The 18,686-nt window shown below is 73.1% G+C and carries 19 protein-coding genes and 2 pseudogenes; 14 read left to right on the top strand and 7 right to left on the bottom strand.

The genetic code is table 11. The annotated features are described in order from the left end of the window. The first annotated feature begins 245 nt into the window (after window positions 1-245). The 3 genes from ACWD5Q_RS26180 (at window position 246) to ACWD5Q_RS26170 (ending at window position 3,338) form a co-directional block, all read left to right on the top strand. The gene (locus ACWD5Q_RS26180) at window positions 246-782 is read left to right on the top strand and encodes a MarR family winged helix-turn-helix transcriptional regulator (RefSeq protein WP_451429487.1); all 537 of its coding nucleotides are present in this window, start codon (window positions 246-248) and stop codon (window positions 780-782) included. A gap of 292 nt (window positions 783-1,074) precedes the next feature. Continuing rightward, complete coding sequence (locus ACWD5Q_RS26175; RefSeq protein WP_451429490.1) at window positions 1,075-2,835, top strand: hypothetical protein; 1,761 nt, start codon at window positions 1,075-1,077, stop codon at window positions 2,833-2,835. Window positions 2,836-2,903: 68 nt separating this feature from the next. Beyond that, the gene (locus ACWD5Q_RS26170) at window positions 2,904-3,338 is read left to right on the top strand and encodes a VOC family protein (protein WP_451429486.1); all 435 of its coding nucleotides are present in this window, start codon (window positions 2,904-2,906) and stop codon (window positions 3,336-3,338) included. Window positions 3,339-3,491: 153 nt separating this feature from the next. Here ACWD5Q_RS26170 and ACWD5Q_RS26165 read toward each other — a convergent pair. From ACWD5Q_RS26165 to ACWD5Q_RS26155, 3 genes and pseudogenes are all read right to left on the bottom strand, one after another. Continuing rightward, window positions 3,492-3,584, bottom strand: a pseudogene (locus ACWD5Q_RS26165) (DUF4291 domain-containing protein); the annotation flags it as partial. Between the two features lie 201 nt (window positions 3,585-3,785). After that, a complete protein-coding gene (locus ACWD5Q_RS26160; RefSeq protein WP_451429485.1) occupies window positions 3,786-4,538 on the bottom strand; it encodes a YcnI family protein in 753 nt (250 codons plus the stop codon). A gap of 40 nt (window positions 4,539-4,578) precedes the next feature. Then, a complete protein-coding gene (locus ACWD5Q_RS26155; protein WP_451429484.1) occupies window positions 4,579-5,184 on the bottom strand; it encodes a hypothetical protein in 606 nt (201 codons plus the stop codon). 101 nt (window positions 5,185-5,285) lie between these two features. On the opposite strand from ACWD5Q_RS26155, the gene ACWD5Q_RS26150 reads away from it, so the two are divergent. The 9 genes from ACWD5Q_RS26150 to ACWD5Q_RS26110 all read left to right on the top strand — a co-directional run bounded on the left by ACWD5Q_RS26150 (window position 5,286) and on the right by ACWD5Q_RS26110 (window position 13,214). Further along, the gene (locus ACWD5Q_RS26150) at window positions 5,286-5,684 is read left to right on the top strand and encodes a TOBE domain-containing protein (protein ID WP_451429483.1); all 399 of its coding nucleotides are present in this window, start codon (window positions 5,286-5,288) and stop codon (window positions 5,682-5,684) included. A gap of 312 nt (window positions 5,685-5,996) precedes the next feature. Beyond that, complete coding sequence (gene modA / locus ACWD5Q_RS26145; RefSeq protein ID WP_451429482.1) at window positions 5,997-6,839, top strand: molybdate ABC transporter substrate-binding protein; 843 nt, start codon at window positions 5,997-5,999, stop codon at window positions 6,837-6,839. Next, the gene (modB, locus tag ACWD5Q_RS26140; RefSeq protein WP_451429481.1) at window positions 6,836-7,687 is read left to right on the top strand and encodes a molybdate ABC transporter permease subunit; all 852 of its coding nucleotides are present in this window, start codon (window positions 6,836-6,838) and stop codon (window positions 7,685-7,687) included. Before modA ends, modB begins: the two co-directional genes overlap by 4 nt. A gap of 181 nt (window positions 7,688-7,868) precedes the next feature. Then, on the top strand, window positions 7,869-8,957 hold the full coding sequence (locus tag ACWD5Q_RS26135; protein ID WP_451429480.1) for an ABC transporter ATP-binding protein: 1,089 nt from the start codon (window positions 7,869-7,871) through the stop codon (window positions 8,955-8,957). A gap of 130 nt (window positions 8,958-9,087) precedes the next feature. Next, window positions 9,088-9,507 (top strand): TOBE domain-containing protein, encoded by a 420-nt coding sequence (locus tag ACWD5Q_RS26130; RefSeq protein ID WP_451429479.1) that lies wholly within the window; start codon window positions 9,088-9,090, stop codon window positions 9,505-9,507. A gap of 163 nt (window positions 9,508-9,670) precedes the next feature. Further along, on the top strand, window positions 9,671-10,336 hold the full coding sequence (locus ACWD5Q_RS26125) for a DedA family protein (protein ID WP_451429478.1): 666 nt from the start codon (window positions 9,671-9,673) through the stop codon (window positions 10,334-10,336). After that, on the top strand, window positions 10,333-10,989 hold the full coding sequence (locus ACWD5Q_RS26120; protein WP_451429477.1) for a phosphatase PAP2 family protein: 657 nt from the start codon (window positions 10,333-10,335) through the stop codon (window positions 10,987-10,989). Before ACWD5Q_RS26125 ends, ACWD5Q_RS26120 begins: the two co-directional genes overlap by 4 nt. A 153-nt stretch (window positions 10,990-11,142) precedes the next feature. Next, the gene (locus tag ACWD5Q_RS26115; RefSeq protein WP_451429476.1) at window positions 11,143-11,802 is read left to right on the top strand and encodes a response regulator transcription factor; all 660 of its coding nucleotides are present in this window, start codon (window positions 11,143-11,145) and stop codon (window positions 11,800-11,802) included. After that, a complete protein-coding gene (locus tag ACWD5Q_RS26110; protein WP_451429475.1) occupies window positions 11,799-13,214 on the top strand; it encodes a sensor histidine kinase in 1,416 nt (471 codons plus the stop codon). Before ACWD5Q_RS26115 ends, ACWD5Q_RS26110 begins: the two co-directional genes overlap by 4 nt. Here ACWD5Q_RS26110 and ACWD5Q_RS26105 read toward each other — a convergent pair. The 4 genes and pseudogenes from ACWD5Q_RS26105 to ACWD5Q_RS26090 all read right to left on the bottom strand — a co-directional run bounded on the left by ACWD5Q_RS26105 (window position 13,195) and on the right by ACWD5Q_RS26090 (window position 17,121). Then, window positions 13,195-14,106 (bottom strand): COG4705 family protein, encoded by a 912-nt coding sequence (locus ACWD5Q_RS26105; protein ID WP_451429474.1) that lies wholly within the window; start codon window positions 14,104-14,106, stop codon window positions 13,195-13,197. The two genes, ACWD5Q_RS26110 and ACWD5Q_RS26105, sit on opposite strands and share 20 nt — an antisense overlap. 153 nt (window positions 14,107-14,259) lie before the next feature. Continuing rightward, window positions 14,260-14,607, bottom strand: a pseudogene (locus tag ACWD5Q_RS26100) (hypothetical protein); the annotation flags it as partial. Window positions 14,608-14,629: 22 nt separating this feature from the next. Further along, window positions 14,630-15,604, bottom strand: a complete 975-nt coding sequence (locus tag ACWD5Q_RS26095; protein ID WP_451429473.1) for a lysylphosphatidylglycerol synthase transmembrane domain-containing protein — start codon at window positions 15,602-15,604, stop codon at window positions 14,630-14,632. Then, the gene (locus tag ACWD5Q_RS26090) at window positions 15,601-17,121 is read right to left on the bottom strand and encodes a hypothetical protein (RefSeq protein ID WP_451429472.1); all 1,521 of its coding nucleotides are present in this window, start codon (window positions 17,119-17,121) and stop codon (window positions 15,601-15,603) included. Before ACWD5Q_RS26090 ends, ACWD5Q_RS26095 begins: the two co-directional genes overlap by 4 nt. Window positions 17,122-17,374: 253 nt before the next feature. Here ACWD5Q_RS26090 and ACWD5Q_RS26085 point away from each other — a divergent pair, with 253 nt between their 5' ends. Together ACWD5Q_RS26085 and ACWD5Q_RS26080 are read left to right on the top strand one after the other, a co-directional pair. Continuing rightward, complete coding sequence (locus tag ACWD5Q_RS26085) at window positions 17,375-17,782, top strand: BlaI/MecI/CopY family transcriptional regulator (RefSeq protein WP_451429471.1); 408 nt, start codon at window positions 17,375-17,377, stop codon at window positions 17,780-17,782. Continuing rightward, window positions 17,779-18,681 carry a M56 family metallopeptidase gene (locus ACWD5Q_RS26080; RefSeq protein ID WP_451429470.1) on the top strand — a complete coding sequence of 301 codons (903 nt, stop codon included), beginning with the start codon at window positions 17,779-17,781 and terminating at the stop codon, window positions 18,679-18,681. Before ACWD5Q_RS26085 ends, ACWD5Q_RS26080 begins: the two co-directional genes overlap by 4 nt. Window positions 18,682-18,686 lie beyond the last annotated feature (5 nt).

The following is an 18,686-nucleotide window of genomic DNA, read 5'->3' as shown; positions in this document are numbered from 1 at the left end:
CCGTCATGGACATAGTCAAGGAGCACGGCGGCGCCTACGGCCTCGGCGTCGTCTACGCCCAGTCCGTCATCGGCGCCCACGCCGCCGGCTGACCCCGCGCCTTCCGCACCCTGGCCCGGGGCATCCGCCCCGGGCCGGCGCGTTTCCGCCCGTTTCCACCACCCCCGTACCACCCCGCACCACCCGCCGGGCCGACACCGTCGCCTGCCCGACCGCTACCGCACCATCCGGCCGTTGGGACAACCATGACAAGCGAAGCAACACTTCTGAGGACCTCGCCCCTGCCGCGCCGCGGCAGCGCCGACGGCCGTGACGGTACCGGCCCGGAGACCGACCGGGCTCTGCTGGAGAACTGGACCGCGGTCGCCCAGGGCTTCCATGCCGCCCAGGAGTCCCTGATGGGTGAACTGGGTGAGCGCTACAACCTCGGGCAGGGTCTGGTCGCCGCGCTGATGCACCTGGTCGACGCGCCCGGACACCGTATGCCGATGACGCAACTGGCCCACCGCGCGGGCATGTCGAGCGGCGGATTCACCAAACTCGCCGACAGACTGTGTTCCGCCGGCCTGGCCCAGCGCGTGGCCTGTGAGGACGACCGCCGCATCACGTACCTCGAACTGACCGGCCGGGGAGAGGAAACCGCCGAGTCGATCTTCCGGGATGCCGCGGAGATCCTGCGTTCCCAGGTGCTCGCGCCCCTTGGGCCCGAGCGGTTCGGCGTCCTCGCCGAGACCATGCGTGACCTGCGCGAAGCGACCGGCGAACCGCGGACCGGGGCGTGAGTGCACGAAGGAGAAGCGGGCGCCGAAAGCGCCCGGCCCCAGGTGCCCCGGCGCCGCGACCACCGCGGCCCGGGTCATCCGGCCTCGCGCGTGACCGCCCGGACAGACCCCGGTCGGGGGTGCGTACACGTCCAGTCGGCACACCCCCGTGCAGGCACTTCTTACTACCCTCACACCGGACTCTTCACCTCCGGGCGGTCGACGTTCAACCTGCCCCCTTACGTTCCGTGTTGTGCAGTTGGCAGAAACGAGGCCCTCGACAAGCGGCCGATGGACGCGTCTGCGCCCCTTCGTGGCGCCGGACGAGCCGGAACGGACTCCCGCGCAGTGGCATCGCATCCTGACGCTGCTCGCGGACATCAGCCTGTTCATCGGCACCCGCGATATATGGACCTCCGCCGCCAGCCACAGACTGGTGGTCGCCGCGGTCATCTCCCTGTGCTACGCGTCGATCCTGGTCACCGGCATTCTGACACTGGTGGTACGACGCGGCCGGTCACTGGCGCGGCTCGACCTCGTGGTCCTGGTGACGGCGGTCACCCTCGCCTACTGCGCCCTGTCCATGAAGCACGGCTTCAGCGACGAGTCGATCCTCACCACGCAGGCCGCCCGTGAACTGATCCACGGCCACCCGGTGTACGGACACCCGTGGCCCTGGCTGTTCGGCCACGGTATCGCCTACACCGCGACGGTCACAGGCGGTTACGACTACACGTACGGCTACCCGCCGCTGACCGCCCTGCTGACCGCTCCCCTGCTCTGGCTCGGCCACGGCGCGGTGCCGGAGACCCTGGTCACCACGACCGCGATCGTCCTCGGGACGATCGTCATGTGGAAGATGCTGCCGACACCGTGGCGCTCCGCGGCCACCATGGTGTGCCTCGGCCTCGGCCTGGTCCCGAACTACGCCCGGCTCGGCTACCCGGCGGTCGTCGCGCTCGCCCTCCTCATCCCGGTCGTGGTGCGCTGGACACGGATGGGCACGGGCGGCCCGGCCGACTGGGCGCGGGCCGTCTGCCTGGGCGCGGCCTGCGCCACCCAGCAACTGCCCTGGTTCCTGGCGCCGTTCCTGCTCGCCGGCATCTACGCGCTGCGCCGCGGTGAGCTGGGGGCGCGCGGGGCCGCCGCAGCGGTGGGACGCATCGCCGGCACAGCCGCCGGGACCTGGCTGCTGATCAACGCGTACTTCATCGTGAGCGAGCCGCGCACCTGGATATCGGGCATCGTGCTGCCGATCACGCAGGGCGCGGTGCTCCACGGCCAGGGCCTGGTCGGCATCTCCCTGTACTACACCGACGGCAGTGACCGCCTGACCTGGTACTCGCACGCCAGCATGCTGCTGGCAGCGGGTCTGCTCGTGCTGTTCGTGCTGTTCGTGCGCCGACTGGGGCCGGCCGCCACCGTGCTGCCGTGGTGCGCGTTCTTCCTGGCGACCCGCTCGCAGGACGGCTACTACCTGCTGATGACGCCGCTGTGGCTGGCGGCCGCCGTCACCGTCCCGCCCACGGCCTTCACCACCGCCTGGCAGCCCCGGCTGCTGCCCGGACGGCGGGCGGCCCGGATGGTGCTGGCCGGCGCCCTGGTGGCTCCGTCGCTGGTGGCCGTGGCCGTGGCGGCGACCGGCCAGCCGCCGCTGCGGATGCGGGCCGCCGCCGTCTCCCGGACGCCCCTGACGGTCAAGACACTCAGGGTCGAGGTCCGCAACAGCGGTGACACGGCCCTGGAGCCTCACTTCATGGTCACCACCGGGCAGGGCATGAGCCGCTACTGGAAGGTGCTCGACGGCCCCTCGTCCGTCGCCGGCCATACGACGGCCTCGTACCGGCTCCAAGCACCGGGCGGCAGCTTCGCAATCCCGAAGCAGGGCACCCGCATCCGGCTGCGCGCGTTCTCCGCGTCACCGATGACCCTGTCGAGCCAGGACATTCACCTGAAGCGCGAACAGGTACCAGCGAAGGGGGCGAAGGCCTTGAAGGACTCCAAGGGCTCGAAGGGGACCAAGGGCTCAAAGACCCCGAAGGCGTCGAAGACCCTGAAGACCACCTCGGGCTGACCGACCGTCACGACAGCAGCTGGAACAGGGGCCGTCCTCCCGACGACATGCCCTGCTATGGTGCGCCGATGTCACCGGTCAAGAAGTTCCAAGTCACCTTCGACTGCGCAGAACCTGAGCGCGTCGCTCGCTTTTGGTGCGAGGTGTTGGGGTACGTCGTACCGCCGCCACCGGAGGGGTTTGCCACGTGGGACGATTTCAATCGCTCGCTGCCGCCTGAGCGGCAGGGTTCGGCGTTCGCCTGCAGTGACCCCTCAGGCGTGGGCCCGCGGCTGTACTTCCAGCGCGTTCCCGAAGGCAAGGTCGTCAAGAATCGGCTGCATCTCGACGTGCGGGTCGGCACCGGGCTCGTGGGTGAAGAGCGTCTCGCCACGCTGGAGGCCGAGTGCGCACGGCTGGTCGCGCTCGGCGCGGTACGCGTGCGAGTGCTGCTTGCCGATGAAGACAATGAGTCGTGCATCGTGATGCAGGACATCGAGGGCAACGAGTTCTGTCTCGACTGAGCATCCTCTGAGACGGCGAGGCGGGAGCGGTCTCCCTTGGGCCCCGTCACGACTGCAGGTGGGCCATTGGTTCGTCCTCGGCGGGGTACGGCTCTGCTCCTGGGGCAGCAGTCGGGTCGCGGAGTCCGGGTCGCCGTTGCTCGCGAGTGTGTGGATCTTGCGGGCGAGCGGAGTGACGTCGCTGGTGGAGACCGTCCGCTCGTCCGCGTAGCGGCGTACGGCCTCATCGGAGAGCCCGAGTCGCAGTCAAGACCCCCGTCCCGCCGAGCCCGCAGTACCCGTTCGGGATTTCGCTGTCCGAACAGGTACTGCGGGTGACAGCAGTCGGTCGCGTCGACGTCGCGCCTGCGGGGACGATCCCCTGTCGCGATGGTGCCGTGGACACCCGCGACCTCATGGCCGCATGAGCCGCGGTTGACTACCGACGCCGGCGGGACGGGGATCCGGTCACTCGGAGGCGGCGGTGCGGCCACGGCCGCGGACGAGCGCGAAGCCCGCGGCGGCCAGGCCCAGGACACCGACGACCAGGCCGGCGATGCCGAGCCCGCGGGCGGTGGAGTCGCTGGTGGACGCGGCCTTCGTGGCGGCCGCGTCCGACTTTCCGGTGGTGCCGCCGCCGGACGGGGCCGCCGTCGAAGCGCCGCCCTCGACCGTGCCCTCGGCCGTCAGCGAGAGGACCGGCGCCGGGTTCTCCGGCTCGGCCCCGCCCTTCGGAGTCGCCTCGATCCAGCGGACGATGTTGCCGTCGGAGTAGGTCTGCAGCGTCTTGAAGGTGAGCTGGCCGGTGTCGTCGGGGAGCTGGCCGAAGGCGACGTGGAAGTCCTGGTACTGGCCGTGCCGGATGCGCCCGCCGGTCCAGGTGATCTCGGAGACCGCGTCGGTGATGGTGCCGTCGTCCGTCTTGACCGGCGTCTTGAGCTTGGTGGTGGTCACCTGTGCGGTCCAGCCGTCCTCGGGAGTGACCAGCACCCCCAGCACCGGGTGGTCGGTGGGCAGGAAGACCTGCACCTTGGTGGTCGCGGCGGTGTCCTCCTCGTTGGGGACGCGGAAGGTCAGCACGCCGTCCGTGGCGCCCTTGGCGTAGCTCTCGGGGTGGACGGTGACATGCGCGAAGGCCGCGCCCGCCGCGGCGAGGACACCGCCGGCGGTGAGGGCGGCGACGGTGCCGGCGCGGCGCAGGGTGGTACGCAGGGGGGACATGGGTGAAGGTGCTCCGTACTCGTGTTCGGGTTGGGGGGGTTCAGATCGTGTACGGGGCTGCCGGGGGCGGTCCGCGCCGGGACAGGGCGTGGCGGAGCAGCGCCTGCCGGAGGGGGCGGCGCTGGTGGGCGTACGGGCGTGGGAGGCCGGCGTACGCGGGCAGGGTTGCCGTGCGCCACCAGGCGACGAGGCGCGGGACGAGGGCCACGGCCTTGCGCAGCAGGGACCACAGGGCGGCCTCGCCGCGCCGCAGGCACCAGGCGGCCAGGAGCGCGGCGGCCAGGTGCGCGGCGACGGCGTGCGAGGTCATGGCGTGCGGCTGGGTGGCCATATGCATGCCGTGCGGCATGCCCGGCATGCGCATCGCGGTGTCCGGCGGCCCGGCGGCGTCGAAGGCCAGGTGCAGCCCGCCCTGCACGAGGAGCATCGCGAGGCCGATGCCGGGGAGCGACCGCTCACGCCCGGCGAGCAGCGCACTGCCCGCGAACACGGGCAGGAACCCGGCCGCGTCCACCCACACCGCCGGCACCGCGCCGGTGGCCAGTGTGTGTCCCCCCGCGGCGAGCAGTACGCACACGACGGCGAACACCGCCGCGCGCACGCACCGCACCGTCCAGGACACACCCACGGGGAGGGATCCTGCCACGCGGGCGGAGGCTGCCACGCCGGTTCCGCAGATCCGGCGCGCCGCGGGACCGTCCGGGGCGGGTTGCGGCCGGGACGGCCGGGGCGCCTATCGTGGCGCTCATGCAGTCCTACACAATCGGGCAGGCCGCCCGTCTGCTGGGGGTGAGCCCGGACACCGCGCGGCGCTGGGCGGACGCCGGCCGGGTGACGACCCGTCGCGACGAGAGCGGGCGCCGGGTCGTCGACGGCAAGGACCTGGCGGCATTCTCGGTCGAGCTGGCGCGCGGCGGCACCGACGAGGAGGACGCCCTTTCGTACACCTCCGCCCGCAACGCCTTCTCCGGGATCGTCACCGCCGTGAAACTCGGTGACGTGGCCGCCCAGGTGGAGATCCAGGCGGGGCCGCACCGTCTGGTCTCGCTGCTGACCAGGGAGGCGGTGGAGGAACTCGGCCTGGAGGTCGGGATGGAGGCCACCGCCCGTGTGAAGTCGACGAACGTGCACATCGACCGCGCCTGACACTCCCCTTGGGGGCGCCGCCGCGTCCATGGGCGACCCTGCGTGTGCGGGGCGCCTCGCGTGCACAGGGCGCGGCGCGTGTACGGGGACACCTCCGGTTCGGCGGCTGCCACCCCCGTGGGAACGGCCGCGCGTCCCCCTGCCCGCGGAGAAGAAGATCCGTAGAAACGCACATGCGGGAGTCTCATCGTGCATCGACCCGCTCATGCGATGCACTGGAACGCAAACAGCTGGCATCTGCGTCAGTATGATCGGCGCATCGGAGGGGTCCGGGGGATCTCTCCCGCGACGAATTGAGGGAGTGGCCCCGTGATGACCCGTTCCGTGCGCCGAAACCGCCGGATGCTGCAGATGACCGGCATGGCGGCCGCCGCACTGCTGGCCCTGAGCGCCTGCTCCTCGTCCGGCTCCGGCACCAGCACCGACTCCGCCAAGAAGTCGGACTCCTCGGGCTCCCCGGCGTCCTCGTCGCAGAAGCTGTCCGGCACGGTCACCGTCTTCGCCGCCGCCTCCCTCAAGGAGAGCTTCACGACCCTGGGCCAGCAGTTCGAGAAGGAGCACCCCGGCACCCACGTCGTCTTCAACTTCGGCGGTAGCGACACCCTCGCCGCGAGCATCACCGGCGGTGCCCCCGCCGACGTCTTCGCCGCGGCCAGCGCCAAGACCATGGCCATCGTGACGGACAAGAAGGACGCGGCCGGCACCCCGGTCACCTTCGTGCGCAACCAGCTGGAGATCGCCACCCTGCCGGGCAACCCGGACAAGGTCTCCTCCCTGAAGGACCTCACCAAGTCCGGGCTGAAGGTCGTGCTGTGCGACAAGACGGTCCCCTGCGGCGCCGCCGCGCAGAAGGTGCTGGACGCGAGCAAGCTGAAGCTCACGCCGGTGTCGTACGAGCAGGACGTCAAGAGCGCCCTGACGAAGGTGGAGCTGAAGGAGGCCGACGCCGCGGTCGTCTACAAGACCGATGTGAAGGCGGCGGGTGACAAGGTGCAGGGCGTGGAGTTCCCCGAGTCCGCCGGGGCCGTCAACGACTACCCGATCGTCCTGCTCAAGAACGCGCCCAACGCCGAGACGGCCAAGGCGTTCATCACCCTGGTGCAGTCCGCCGAGGGCCGCAAGGTGCTGACCGGGGCCGGGTTCCTCCAGCCGTGACCCGCTCCGACGCCTCCGATGCCGCGGCCGGCGCACTGACGGGCGGGCCGCGGCGCGGGCGGGCCCGGGGGCCGGGGGTGCCGCTGCCGCTGTTGCTGCCCGCGCTGGCCGGCCTGGCGTTTCTGCTGCTGCCGCTGGTGGCCCTGCTGGTGCGGGCCCCGTGGCGCACTCTGCCCGCCCAGCTGGCCGGCACCCAGGTGTGGCAGGCGCTCCAGCTGTCCCTGCTGAGCGCGACCGCCGCCACCGCGGTGAGCCTGGTGCTGGGCGTTCCGCTGGCGTGGCTGCTGGCCCGTACGGACTTCCCGGGGCGGCGCCTGGTACGGGCCCTGGTGACGCTGCCGCTCGTGCTGCCCCCGGTGGTGGGCGGTGTGGCACTGCTGCTGGCGCTCGGGCGCAACGGGGTGGTGGGGCGGTGGCTGGACACATCGTTCGGGATCACGCTGCCGTTCACCACGGCCGGGGTGGTGGTGGCGGAGGCGTTCGTGGCGATGCCGTTCCTTGTCATCACGGTCGAGGGCACGCTGCGGGCCGCCGACCGGCGGTACGAGGAGGCCGCCGCGACGCTCGGCGCCTCCCGGTTCACCGCGTTCCGCCGGGTCACGCTGCCGCTGGTCGCGCCGGGCATCGCGGCCGGCGCCGTGCTCGCGTGGGCCCGGGCGCTCGGCGAGTTCGGGGCCACGATCACCTTCGCGGGCAACTTCCCCGGCCGTACGCAGACGATGCCGCTGGCCGTCTATCTGGCGCTGCAGGACGACCCCGCGGCGGCGATCGCGCTGAGCCTGGTGCTGCTGGCCGTGTCGATCGCGGTCCTGGCGGGGCTGCGGGACCGCTGGATGACGGCGTCATGACCGGCCGCAGTACGAAGGCAGGCCCGCGATGACCGGCCGCCGCACGAAGAACAGGCAGGCCCGCGATCGACACGGCCAGCAGCACGAAGAACAGGCAGGCCCGCGATGACCGGCCGCCGTACGAAGAACCGGGCAGGCCCGCGATGACGGGCAGGGGTACGAAAGCATGGGTGGGCCCGCGATGACCGACGTCGACGACACCACGGCCGCTCGGGAGGCCGGCGTCCGCGCGGAGGGCCTCGACGCGCGGCTCGTGGTGGACCGCGGCTCCTTCCGCCTGGACGTCGCGCTGTCCGCCGCGCCGGGTGACGTCATCGCCGTACTCGGCCCGAACGGTGCGGGCAAGACCACCGCGCTGCGCGCCCTCGCCGGGCTCGTCCCGCTCACCGGCGGCCATCTGCACCTGGACGGCCGGACCCTGGACCGTACGCCGCCGGAGTCCCGCCCGGTCGGTGTCGTCTTCCAGGACTACCTGCTCTTCCCGCATCTGTCCGCGCTGGACAACGTGGCCTTCGGCCCGCGCTGCCGGGGCACGTCCCGGACGGAGGCGCGCCGGCAGGCCGCCGCGTGGCTGGACCGCATGGACCTCACCGACCACGCCGGCGCCAAGCCCCGCAGGCTCTCCGGCGGCCAGGCCCAGCGCGTCGCCCTGGCGCGCGCCCTGGCCATCCGTCCCCGGCTGCTGCTCCTCGACGAACCGCTCGCCGCGCTCGACGCCCGTACCCGGCTCGACGTACGCGCCCAGCTTCGGCGCCATCTCGCCGAGTTCGAGGCGGTCGCGGTGCTGGTCACCCATGACCCGCTGGACGCGATGGTGCTCGCGGACCGGCTGGTCGTGATCGAGCACGGCCGCGTCGTCCAGGAGGGCGCCCCCGGCGACATCGCCCGCCGTCCCCGTACGGACTACATCGCGCAGTTGGTCGGCCTGAACCTTTACCGGGGGCACGCCGACGGCCACACCGTGCGGCTCGACTCCGGGCCCTCGATCACCACCACGGAGGATCTCTCCGGGCCCGTCTTCGTGGCGTTCCCGCCGGGCGCCGTGACCCTGTACCGGGAGCGGCCCGGCGGCTCCAGCGCGAGGAACCTGTGGCGCTGCGAGGTCGCGGGGTTCGAGACCCACGGCGACCAAATCCGCGCCGATCTCACCGGTGAACTGTCCCTGGCCGCTGACCTGACGACCGTCGCCGCGGCCGAACTCGGTCTCCAGCCGGGCGCCATGGTCTGGGCGACGGTGAAGGCGGCGCAGACGCACGCGTATCCGGCCTGACGCGCCGTGCGGGCGCCCGCACGAGCGCTGTCCGCGACAGCGGCTACGGTGGGTCCGTCGGGGTGGATCCCGACCGTTCCCCCCGGAGTGCCGCGTTCCCCACTCCCCACTTGTTCCGCGAGGCGCGCCCATGAACCTGAGCATCCGCAACCAGATTCCCGGCATCGTCACGGCCGTCACCCCGGGCGAGGTCATGGCGACCGTCAAGGTGAGACTGGCGGGAGGCCAGGACATCACGGCGGCGGTCACCGCGGAGGCCGTCGACGACCTGGATCTCGCGCCCGGGGCCTCGGTGTCCGCCCTGGTCAAGTCCACGGAGGTCGCGGTCGCGACGGCCGAGGTGGAGGGCGTGTCCATCCGCAACCAGCTGCCCGGTACCGTCGACGGCGTCACCACGGGCGCGGCGATGGCATCAGTGAAGATCACGATCGTGGGCGGCACACTGACGGCCGTGATCACGAAGGACGCCGCGGACGACCTGGGTCTGCTGCCCGGCTCCTCGGTCGTCGCCCTGATCAAGTCGACGGAGATCGCGCTCGCCACCTCCTGAGCGCGGGTAGCCGCGCGCCGCGCCCTTCACTCGTGACGGTGATCGAGGGAACGCCTGCCACCCGGTTTTCGTCTACAGTTCAGTAGACGGTCTACATGTGTGTAGTCAGCTGCCGGGTGGCGCCCCGCCGCGCCCGGCCTCCCGTACGGAAAGGCTCGTGCCGATGGCCCCATCCTTGTCCCTGGGCTCACAGCTCGCGGTGAACGTGCTGGACGCCCAGTCCCTGCTGGCGGCCTTCGGCGTCCTGGGCGTGGGCGTGGTGATGTTCGCCGAGACGGGCCTGCTGATCGGCTTCTTCCTGCCCGGCGACTCCCTGCTGTTCACGGCGGGGCTGCTGTGCAGCGGCTCCGGTCAGCACAGTGTGAAGCTGTCGCTGCCCGCGCTGCTCGTCGCGGCGGCCGTGGGCGCGATCGCCGGGTCCCAGTGCGGCTATCTGCTCGGGCGCAAGGCGGGCGGCGCGCTGCTCGCCCGCAGCCGCTCGGCCCGGCTGCACGAGGGCGCTCAACGCGCCGAGGAACTCCTGGAGCGGTACGGACACGCGAAGGCGATCGTCCTGGCCCGCTTCGTCCCCGTGGTGCGCACGGTGCTGAACCCGGTGGCCGGCGCGCTGCACGTGCCCGTGCGGACCTTCACCCTCTGGCAGACGGTCGGCGGCCTGGTGTGGAGCCTCGGCCTCACCCTCGCCGGGTACGCGCTCGGCTCGTCGGTGCCGAACGTCGACAAGTATCTGCTGCCGATGATCGCGGTGATCGTCGTGGTCTCGCTCATCCCGCTCGCCCTGGAGCTGCTGCGCTCCCGCCGTGCCGCGAAGGAGGGTGTCCGCGGATGATGTACGCCTTCGACGGCTCGTCGATCGACGGCCCCGTCTACAACGATGTGGTGAACCTGGCCCACCGCGCCCCCTCCTGGCTGGACTCCCTGGTCTCCGCCTGGTCGACGTACGGGCTCGGACTGTTCGCCGTGCTGATGCTGGCCGGCTGGTGGCGGGCGCGCCGCACCGGCTCGGGCCCGGCCCTGGTCGCCCTGGCGGTGCCACTGGTGGTCGTCCTCGGGTACGCGGTGAACTCGGTGGTGAAGCTGCTGGTCCGTGAGGACCGCCCCTGCCAGAGCCTGCACGTGGTCACGCTGGAGGCGTGTCCGGCGCCGGGCGACTGGTCGTTCCCCAGCAACCACACGGCGATAGCCGCGGCGGCCGCCGTCGCCCTGATATTCGTCTCGCGCCGGATCGGTTACGTCGCGCTGGTCGCGGCGGGCGCGATGGCGGCCTCCCGGGTGTGGGTCGGCGCCCACTACCCGCACGACGTGGTGGCCGGGTTCGTCGTCGGAGCGCTCGTCGCCTGCGTCACGATGATCCCGCTGAGCAGCCGCCCGGACGCCCTGGCCCGTCGCCTGGAGAACACCCGGCTGCGCCCCTTGCTCACGGCGTCCGCGTCCGCGTCCCGGCCCGGAACCGCCCCGGAGCGGGTGGACACCCCCGTGTAGCGCCTCGCGGCCCCACGCGACCCCGCGGGTCCGGCTGCCGCACGGCCCACCGGACCCACCGGCCCGACCGGCCCCATGACACAACAGCCCACCAGCCCCACAGCCCCACAGCCCCACAGCCCCACAGCCCCACCGAGCGAACCACGGAGAACCATGCGTCACAAGGTCCTGGTCGTCGAGGACGACCACGCGCTGCGGGACGTGCTGCTGCGCGGTCTGCGGGACGAGGAGTACGACACCGTGGCCGCCCCGGACGGCGCGACCGCGCTGCGGCTGTCCGACGACGACGTCTCCGCGGTCGTCCTCGACATCGGGCTGCCCGACGCCGACGGGCGGGACGTGTGCCAGGCGATCCGGGCCAACGGGTTCGCCGGGCCCGTCATCTTCCTGACGGCCCATCACCGGCTCACGGACCGGCTCTCAGGGTTCTCCGCGGGCGGCGACGACTATCTGCCCAAGCCCTTCCACCTCGCCGAACTCGCCGCCCGGCTGCGGGCGGCGCTCAAGCGGGCCGCGCCCCGTCCGGAACCCGTCGGGGACCTGGTCCTGGACGCCGTACGCCACGGTTTCACGGTGCACGGCAGACAGGTCGATCTGACGCCGACGGAGTTCCGTCTCCTCGCGGCCCTGACGGCGGCCTCCGGGGGCATCGTGCGCCGGCGCGAGCTGATCCGGGCGGGCTGGCCCGAGGGCGCCCAGGTCAGCGACAACACCCTGGACCAGTATCTGACCCGGCTGCGCCGCAAGCTGCGGGAGGCGGGCAGCGGGCGGACGATCGGCACCGCGCGCGGCATCGGCCACCGGCTGTCATGACGGCCGGGTCCGCCCGGCCGGGACCACCCTACGCCCGGCCGGCGTCGCTCCTCGCCCGGCTGGGGCCCCACACCCTGCGGGGCCGTCTCTCCCTGGTGGCGCTCACCACGGCCGCGCTCATCATGGTGATCCTCACCGTCGTCTTCAACACCGTGGTACGGCAGCACCTCCAGCGCCAGGCGGACGACGAACTGCGCACCCGGGCGGCGGCGGTCGTCACGACGATCGACACCAGCGGCCCGCACGTACGCGTCCTGGAGGCCTCCGACGACGCACCTCTCGACGCCAATGTGTGGATCTACGCCGGTGCCCACCTGCTCGAACAGCCCCCCTCGCCCACGGCGCACGGACCGCTGACCCGTGTCGCGGACACCCTGGCGGCCCGTGGCAACCCGGGCTGCGTCACCGTCGAGGACCACGGCCACGGACCGGTCCGGCTGTGCGCCCGGCCCGTACCGCGCCGTGCGGGAGACAGCGCGGCCACGGTCGTCACCGCGCTGGACCTGTCGCCGTACCGGAGTTCGGCGGACACACTGCTGCTGGGGTCGTTCGTCCTGGACGCCGTGATGCTCGCGTGCACCTACGCGCTCACGCGCCTGGCGGTCGGGCGCGCCCTGCGGCCCGTGCACACCATGACGGACCAGGCCACCCAGTGGGGTGCCGTAGGCTCCGAGGAGCGGTTCGGCACGATCCGGCGGCCAACCGAACTCGCCCTGCTGGGCGGCTCGTTGGACGCACTCCTGGACCGCATCCGGGCGGTGCTGCGCCATGAGCGGCAGCTGACCGCGGAGCTGTCGCACGAGTTGCGCACACCGCTCAGCCGGATCGTCGCCGAGCTGGACTGGTGGCAGGCCCGGCCGCGCACGGACGCCGAGACCAGGGCCACGCACACGGTCATCGCCGACGCCGCCCAGTCGATGCGCGCCATCTGCGACACCCTTCTCGACGACGCCCGCAAGGGCGCGCCCACGGCGCCCGGCACGGCCCGGGTGCTGCCGGCGCTGCGGCATCTCGCCGCGGGCCTCGACCGCCCGGCCGGGGTGCGGGCCGAGGTCCGCGCGGGAGACGAACGGCTGGAGGCGGGCGTCCAGGACGCGCTGCTCGAACGGATCGTCAGCCCGCTGCTCACCAACGCCCTGCGGTACGCCCGCACGCACGTCACCGTGGAGGCCCGCCACACCGGTGACGGCGTACGCATCGACGTCACGGACGACGGGCCCGGGGTGCCGGAGTCGTTCGCCGCGCGGCTCTTCCAGCCGGGGCAGCGGGCCGACCCGGACGACGGGCACGGCGGAGCGGGCCTGGGGCTGCCGCTGGCGCGCCGGCTGGCCCGCTCCGTCGGCGGTGAGGTGCACCACGATCCGGGGCACGGCGCGGGCGCACGGTTCGTGGTCAGCCTGCCCGCTGGGTGACCGGCTTCCTCCCGTCGGTGGCCGGCTCGGGTGCGGCGCCGTGCCTGCGCTCCCGGACGTGGGCGTAGGCCATCAGCCCGAACAGGATCGCGAGGAGCACGGCGGACGAGCCCGCGGTGCCCAGGTCCAGGCCGCCCTTGGCGACCGGTTTGGTGAGGAGGTCACCGGCGGTGGCACCGAGCGGGCGGGTGAGGACGAAGGCGATCCAGAACAGCAGCACATTGGGCACCGAGGGAACCCGCGTCAAGGCCACGAGCACCGCCAGCAGGCCGGTCACGAGCAGCGCCCCGCCCGCGTAGCCGAGGCCGGAGCTGTCGGAGAGGAAGTCGCCCGTGGAGGTGCCGAGCGTGTTGGAGACGAGGATCGCCGACCAGAACAGGACCTCGCCGCGGAAGGTGACGATGTCGCGGATCCGGAACGTCATCCCGGTCAGCTTCCAGATCGCGAAGATGACGAGCAGGACCGAGATGAGGAGGGCGGCGCCGACGGGGTAGCCGAGCCCCAGGCCCTGGGGTCCCCAGCCGAGCGAGGTGGCACCGTGCGACAGGTACTCGGCGCTGGCGTCGCGGTTCATGAAGTCGGACAGGGTGGTGCCCGCCATGCTGGTCGACAGGATGACGGTCCAGTAGAAGAAGGGGTTGTAACGGGCGGAGCGCAGCTGGACGACCAGGGTCACCACGAAGACCAGGAACAGTGCGATCGTGGTGAGGAAGTAGCCCAGCCGGAGGGTCTGGGCGAACAGGTCGCCCGCGGTCTCGCCCAGGGTGGTCGCCGCGACCTTCATGATCCAGAAGGCAAGGGTGACCTCCGGGAGTTTCTTCACCACGCCTTTTCGTGCCTCTTGTCGCGCCCCGGTGCGGTCGGGGCCGGCCAGGGCTTCGGACTTCTCCACGTGCGGACACTCCTGTTCGTACGACGACGCAAGGGCACTCGTCCATGGCGGGTGCCCCTGCGCGGACGGTGGGGACGGCCGCGGGCGGTGGCCGCGTCGGTGTCCGACCCTGTCAGCGGTGACCTGACGAGATCCTGATTGCGTGATGATCCGTCACGCGGCGTGTCGGGCGGTGCCTTCGGGCTCGGCGACATCCCTGCGGGTCACCGAGAGGTGGACGACCAGGGCGAGGATGACCACGAGGAAGAGCACGCCGGTCACCACGGTGCCGAGGCCGAGGCCGCCGTCGCCGGTCGGCCGGTAGAGGTAATCACCCATCGAGGCGCCCAGCGGACGGGTGAGGATGTACGCGATCCAGAAGCTCCACACGGCGCTCAGGCCGAGGGCGGAGCGGGCCACCGCGACGGCGGCGACCGCCAGGGCGAGCAGTACGGCGGAGACCCGGTGGCCGAGGTCCATCTTCTCGGCGACCAGGTCGCCCGCCGAGGTGCCGAGGGCGAAGGCGCGGCCCGCCCCCACCGGGTCACAGTGCCTTGCGGCGCAGAAGCAGGCCGAGAACCGCCAGGCCGGGGACGAGCGGCAGCCACACCGTCAGCAGCCGGTAGCCGAGGACCACGGAGGCCGCCGCGCTGCCGGGGACACCGGCGAGCGTGAGCGCGAGCGCGAGGGCGGCGTCGAGGGACCCGATGCCGCCCGGGGTGGGCAGCAGGACGGCCGCGCTGCTCGCCGCGAGATAGGCCAGCGCCATCCGCTCCGGTGGCAGGGGCAGGCCGAGGGCGCGGCCGACCGCGATGACCACCAGCGCGTGCAGCGAGGCGAAGGCCAGGGATCCGCCCCACAGGGCGGCCGCGCGGGCGGGCAGCCGGTGCACGGCCCGTACGTCCGCCGACACGGCCCGCACGGCACGCCGCAGCGGTCCGGACAGCAGCAGCAACGGGAGCGCGGCGGTCGCGAGCGACGCCACCGTCATGACGGCCGGGGAGAGGCGCGGCAGACGCAGCAGCCCGGGTCCGGCGAGGGCGAGGACGGCGATCAGCACGCCGCGGGTCACGGCCCCGGCGGTGGCCTTGACCGCGAGCGCGGTCGCCGAGCGGGGCACGGACAGTCCGCAGCGGGTCAGGAAGCGCAGGTTGACGGCGCCCGCGCCGACGCCCGCGGGCAGCACGTGGTTGGCGGCGGAGGCGGCGAACTGCGCCGCGACCAGTCGCCCGCCGGGCAGCGCCTCGGCCACCGCGCCCTGCTGGGCGAGGGCCGAGCAGGCCCAGGTCGACGCCGCGGCCGTCGCCCCGACCAGCAGCCAGCCCGGGTCGGCTCCCGCGAGCCGGGCGGCGCCGGCCTCGATCACGGTCCAGTGACGCCGGGCGAGCAGCGCGGTGCACCCGAGCACCACGAGGGTGACGGCGGTGTGCCAGGGGGCGCGTATCAGCAGACCCCTGGTCCGGGTGGGCGCCGCCGCCTGGGCGTGGGGGGCCGTCTCCGTGGTCGTGGGCGGCGTCATCGACGGCCGCCCGCGGCCGTCGACGGGGTGGTCCTGGGGGCGATGTACAGGCGGATGCCGTCGAAGGGGTGGGCGGGCCAGTTGCGGGCGTACGACGGCGGGCGGCCCGTGGGGGCGCCCAGATACGCGACGGGCATGCGCTGTGCGGTGCGCGCGATGCCGGCGGCGGTGCTGTTGACGTCGCCGGCGCCGGCCCCGGCCGAGGAGCAGCCGGCGTAGAAGGCGATCGGGACGGACTCGCTCCCGGTCAGCAGACAGGGCGGCCGGACGCCGAGGCGGTGCAGTTCGGCGGCCGTGCGGGACCAGCCGTGGCGGTCGGCGCCGGTGCGGGCCACGGTGCGGTGCAGAACCGTGAACTGCACCGCCAGATGGCCGGCCAGCCCGAGCGCCACGAGTGCCCCGGCGATGGGCCGCCACCGGCCGTCCGGTGCGGTGGCCAGGTGGAGGAGGGCGTCGGCGACCGGGATCGCGAGGAGAGCGTAGGCGGGGAGCAGGAAGCGGGGCGCGGCGTAGTCGATCAGGAAGAGGTAGGGGAAGGCCGCCGTCGCCGCGCAGGCCAGCGGCACCAGGGTGCGGGCCGGGCGCAGGACCTCGACCGCGACGAACGCGGCGAGCACGGCGAGCACGGGCAGCGCGAACCACCAGGCGGTCACCGCGGGGTTGGGCAGCGCACCGGTGCACGGGCGGCACAGGGCACGTCCGGAGAGGCTCCGCAGTTGGTCGGCGAGGGCGATGTGCCAGCCCAGGCCGCCCTGGATGCGGGAGCCCTCGGACAGGCGCCGCACGAGTCCCCCGTAGTCGGCGGCGTACGCCTCGGCGATCCACTCGGCCGCCCCGGCGGCCAGCCCCGCCACCAGCGCGAACAGCAGTGCGGGGCGCCGCCACCGGCGCAGGGACACCGCGAGGACCAGCAGGGGTGCGGTGATCCACAGGGCGTCCATGGGCCGCATCCACGCCATGAGCGCGGCGCTCGCGGCGACCCCCCACAGGGTCGCCCGGCGGGTGCTGTCGACGGGGGCGCGCAGAAAGCAGCCGGTACCGGCCAGGGCGCCGATCGCGACCCAGTAGTTGGGCATGGCCTGCGGCCCGTAGAACAGGGTGACCCACAGACTCGCGAACAGGGCGCCGCCGAGCGCGAGCACCCGGACCGGGAAGAGCCCCCGCCAGGCGCGCAGGGCGAGGTACAGAGCGGTCCCGGAAAGCACCGCCAGATAGACCCGGAGCAGCGCGGTGGACGAGGACCACAGGGTGACGGGCGCGACCAGCAGGGATATGCCCCGGGCACGCGGCGCGCTGAAGTACGCGGCGGGGGCGTGGGCGCTGACCTGGCTGACGTACACCGTCTCGTCCCAGCCGAGCCCCATCCCCGGCCGTACGAGAACGAGCTGGGCCAGGGTGAAGACGGCCGCCACCACGGCGATCAGGCCCTGGCCGCGGTCGCGCCACGAGGTGCCGGCGACCGACGGCCCGGCGAGCCGGTGGACTCCTGAGAGCGTGATGTTCGAGCTGTTGGCCACGGCCCACCCCTCATTTCCCTACAGACCGTAGGGGCCTCACACCCTACAAGCCGTAGGGTCAACGGCGTAAGTCGGGAATGAAGTCGGCAAAGCACAGACAAGTTAACCCGGACAAGGGGGCGTTGCGGGGCGAAGCGGCTCGCCACACCGGTCACGGTGGAACACGCTCCGCCGAACGGGTGATCCCGGCTCGCACCCGGCCGCCGTCACCGCCCGCGCGGGCCGCTTCCCTACGGGCTGTAAGGTTGCGGGCATGGCTGGCAGAGGCCCCCAGGGCAGGGCGGAACGGCGCAGCGCCGGCGAGCTGGAGAGCGAGGTGCTCGCCGCACTGTGGGCCACCGAGCAGGCGCTCACACCCGCCGAGATCCAGGCCGGGATCGGCGGCGGCCTCGCCTACAACACCGTGCACACGATCCTGAAACGCCTCTACGACAAGGGGCTCGTGCTGCGCGACGTGGACGGGCGGCGCGGCGCGTACCGGCCCGCCAAGAACGCGGCCCAGCTCACCGCCGAGGCCATGCACGAAGCCCTCGACCGCGGCCCCGACCCGATCGCCACGCTCCAGCAGTTCGTGACCGGACTGAGCCCCGAAGAGGAGCAGGCCCTGCGCGATCTCCTGGGCGGGGGTGCGCACCGGCATCCGAACGGGGGCGCCGCATGAAGATCGACGTCTACCTCCCGATCCTGCTCTCGCTGTTGCTGGCCGCGATCGGTCCGGTGGTCGGCCGGCGGGTGGCGCCCGCGATCGCGGCCCGGGTGCTGACCGCCTCCGCCGTGTTCACGGCGGCCGCCACCACCTGGTCGCTGCTGCTGCTCGCGGTCACCCTGATCGACCGGGCGCCGCCCGTCGTCGCGGACGCCCGCGACAAGGGCCACCCGTTGGCCGATCCGGTTCCCGAAGCGGTCGCCCTGGCCGCCGCACTGGCTCTCGCCGTGGTCGCCGTGCGCGTGTACCGCGCCGCCCGCGCCGAGCGCGCGACCCGGCGCGCGCTGCGGGGCCTGTGCGCCGGGCATCCGCCGGACACCGAACTGGTCGTCGCCGCCTCACCCGTGCCGCAGGCGTTCGCCATCCCCGGCAGCGGCGGCGCACCAGGTCGGATCCTGGTCACCTCGGCGATGCTCAGCGCCCTCGAACCCGCGGAGCGCCGGGTGCTGCTGGCCCATGAGCGCGCCCACCTGTACCACCGGCACGCGCTGCTGGTGACCGCCGTGACGCTCGCCACCGCCGCCGACCCGCTCCTCGCGCCCGTCCGCACCACGGTCACGTTCCTGGTCGAACGCTGGGCGGACGAGCAGGCGGCCGACGCCGTCGGCGACCGTTCCACCACGGCCCGGGCCCTCGCGCGCGCCGCGCTGAGCGCGGGACGCCGGGCACCGGCGTGCACGCTGCGCTTCGCCGACCGCGCGGTCAGCCGCCGCATCGCCGCCCTCCAGGCCGCTCCTCCCCCGCGCCTGTGGCCGCTCGCCGCGACGACGCTGGCACTCGGGGCGCTGCCGGCGCTGGGCGCCGCGGACGCCACCGGGGATCTGCTGCGCCTGCTCACCCATGTGCCCATGTGACCCGG

This window comes from Streptomyces sp. NPDC002513 (assembly GCF_053595355.1).
Note: the sequence above shows the minus strand (reverse complement) of the source record. Positions and strands in the feature narration are given on the sequence as shown.

Coding starts and splice junctions, on each gene's coding strand:
- ACWD5Q_RS26180 (WP_451429487.1), top strand. CDS start 246: ATGACAAGCGAAGCAACACTTCTGAGGACCTCGCCCCTGCCGCGCCGC.
- ACWD5Q_RS26170 (WP_451429486.1), top strand. CDS start 2,904: ATGTCACCGGTCAAGAAGTTCCAAGTCACCTTCGACTGCGCAGAACCT.
- ACWD5Q_RS26160 (WP_451429485.1), bottom strand. CDS start 4,538: ATGTCCCCCCTGCGTACCACCCTGCGCCGCGCCGGCACCGTCGCCGCC.
- ACWD5Q_RS26150 (WP_451429483.1), top strand. CDS start 5,286: ATGCAGTCCTACACAATCGGGCAGGCCGCCCGTCTGCTGGGGGTGAGC.
- modA (WP_451429482.1), top strand. CDS start 5,997: ATGACCCGTTCCGTGCGCCGAAACCGCCGGATGCTGCAGATGACCGGC.
- ACWD5Q_RS26135 (WP_451429480.1), top strand. CDS start 7,869: ATGACCGACGTCGACGACACCACGGCCGCTCGGGAGGCCGGCGTCCGC.
- ACWD5Q_RS26130 (WP_451429479.1), top strand. CDS start 9,088: ATGAACCTGAGCATCCGCAACCAGATTCCCGGCATCGTCACGGCCGTC.
- ACWD5Q_RS26125 (WP_451429478.1), top strand. CDS start 9,671: ATGGCCCCATCCTTGTCCCTGGGCTCACAGCTCGCGGTGAACGTGCTG.
- ACWD5Q_RS26120 (WP_451429477.1), top strand. CDS start 10,333: ATGATGTACGCCTTCGACGGCTCGTCGATCGACGGCCCCGTCTACAAC.
- ACWD5Q_RS26115 (WP_451429476.1), top strand. CDS start 11,143: ATGCGTCACAAGGTCCTGGTCGTCGAGGACGACCACGCGCTGCGGGAC.
- ACWD5Q_RS26110 (WP_451429475.1), top strand. CDS start 11,799: ATGACGGCCGGGTCCGCCCGGCCGGGACCACCCTACGCCCGGCCGGCG.
- ACWD5Q_RS26095 (WP_451429473.1), bottom strand. CDS start 15,604: ATGACGCCGCCCACGACCACGGAGACGGCCCCCCACGCCCAGGCGGCG.
- ACWD5Q_RS26085 (WP_451429471.1), top strand. CDS start 17,375: ATGGCTGGCAGAGGCCCCCAGGGCAGGGCGGAACGGCGCAGCGCCGGC.
- ACWD5Q_RS26080 (WP_451429470.1), top strand. CDS start 17,779: ATGAAGATCGACGTCTACCTCCCGATCCTGCTCTCGCTGTTGCTGGCC.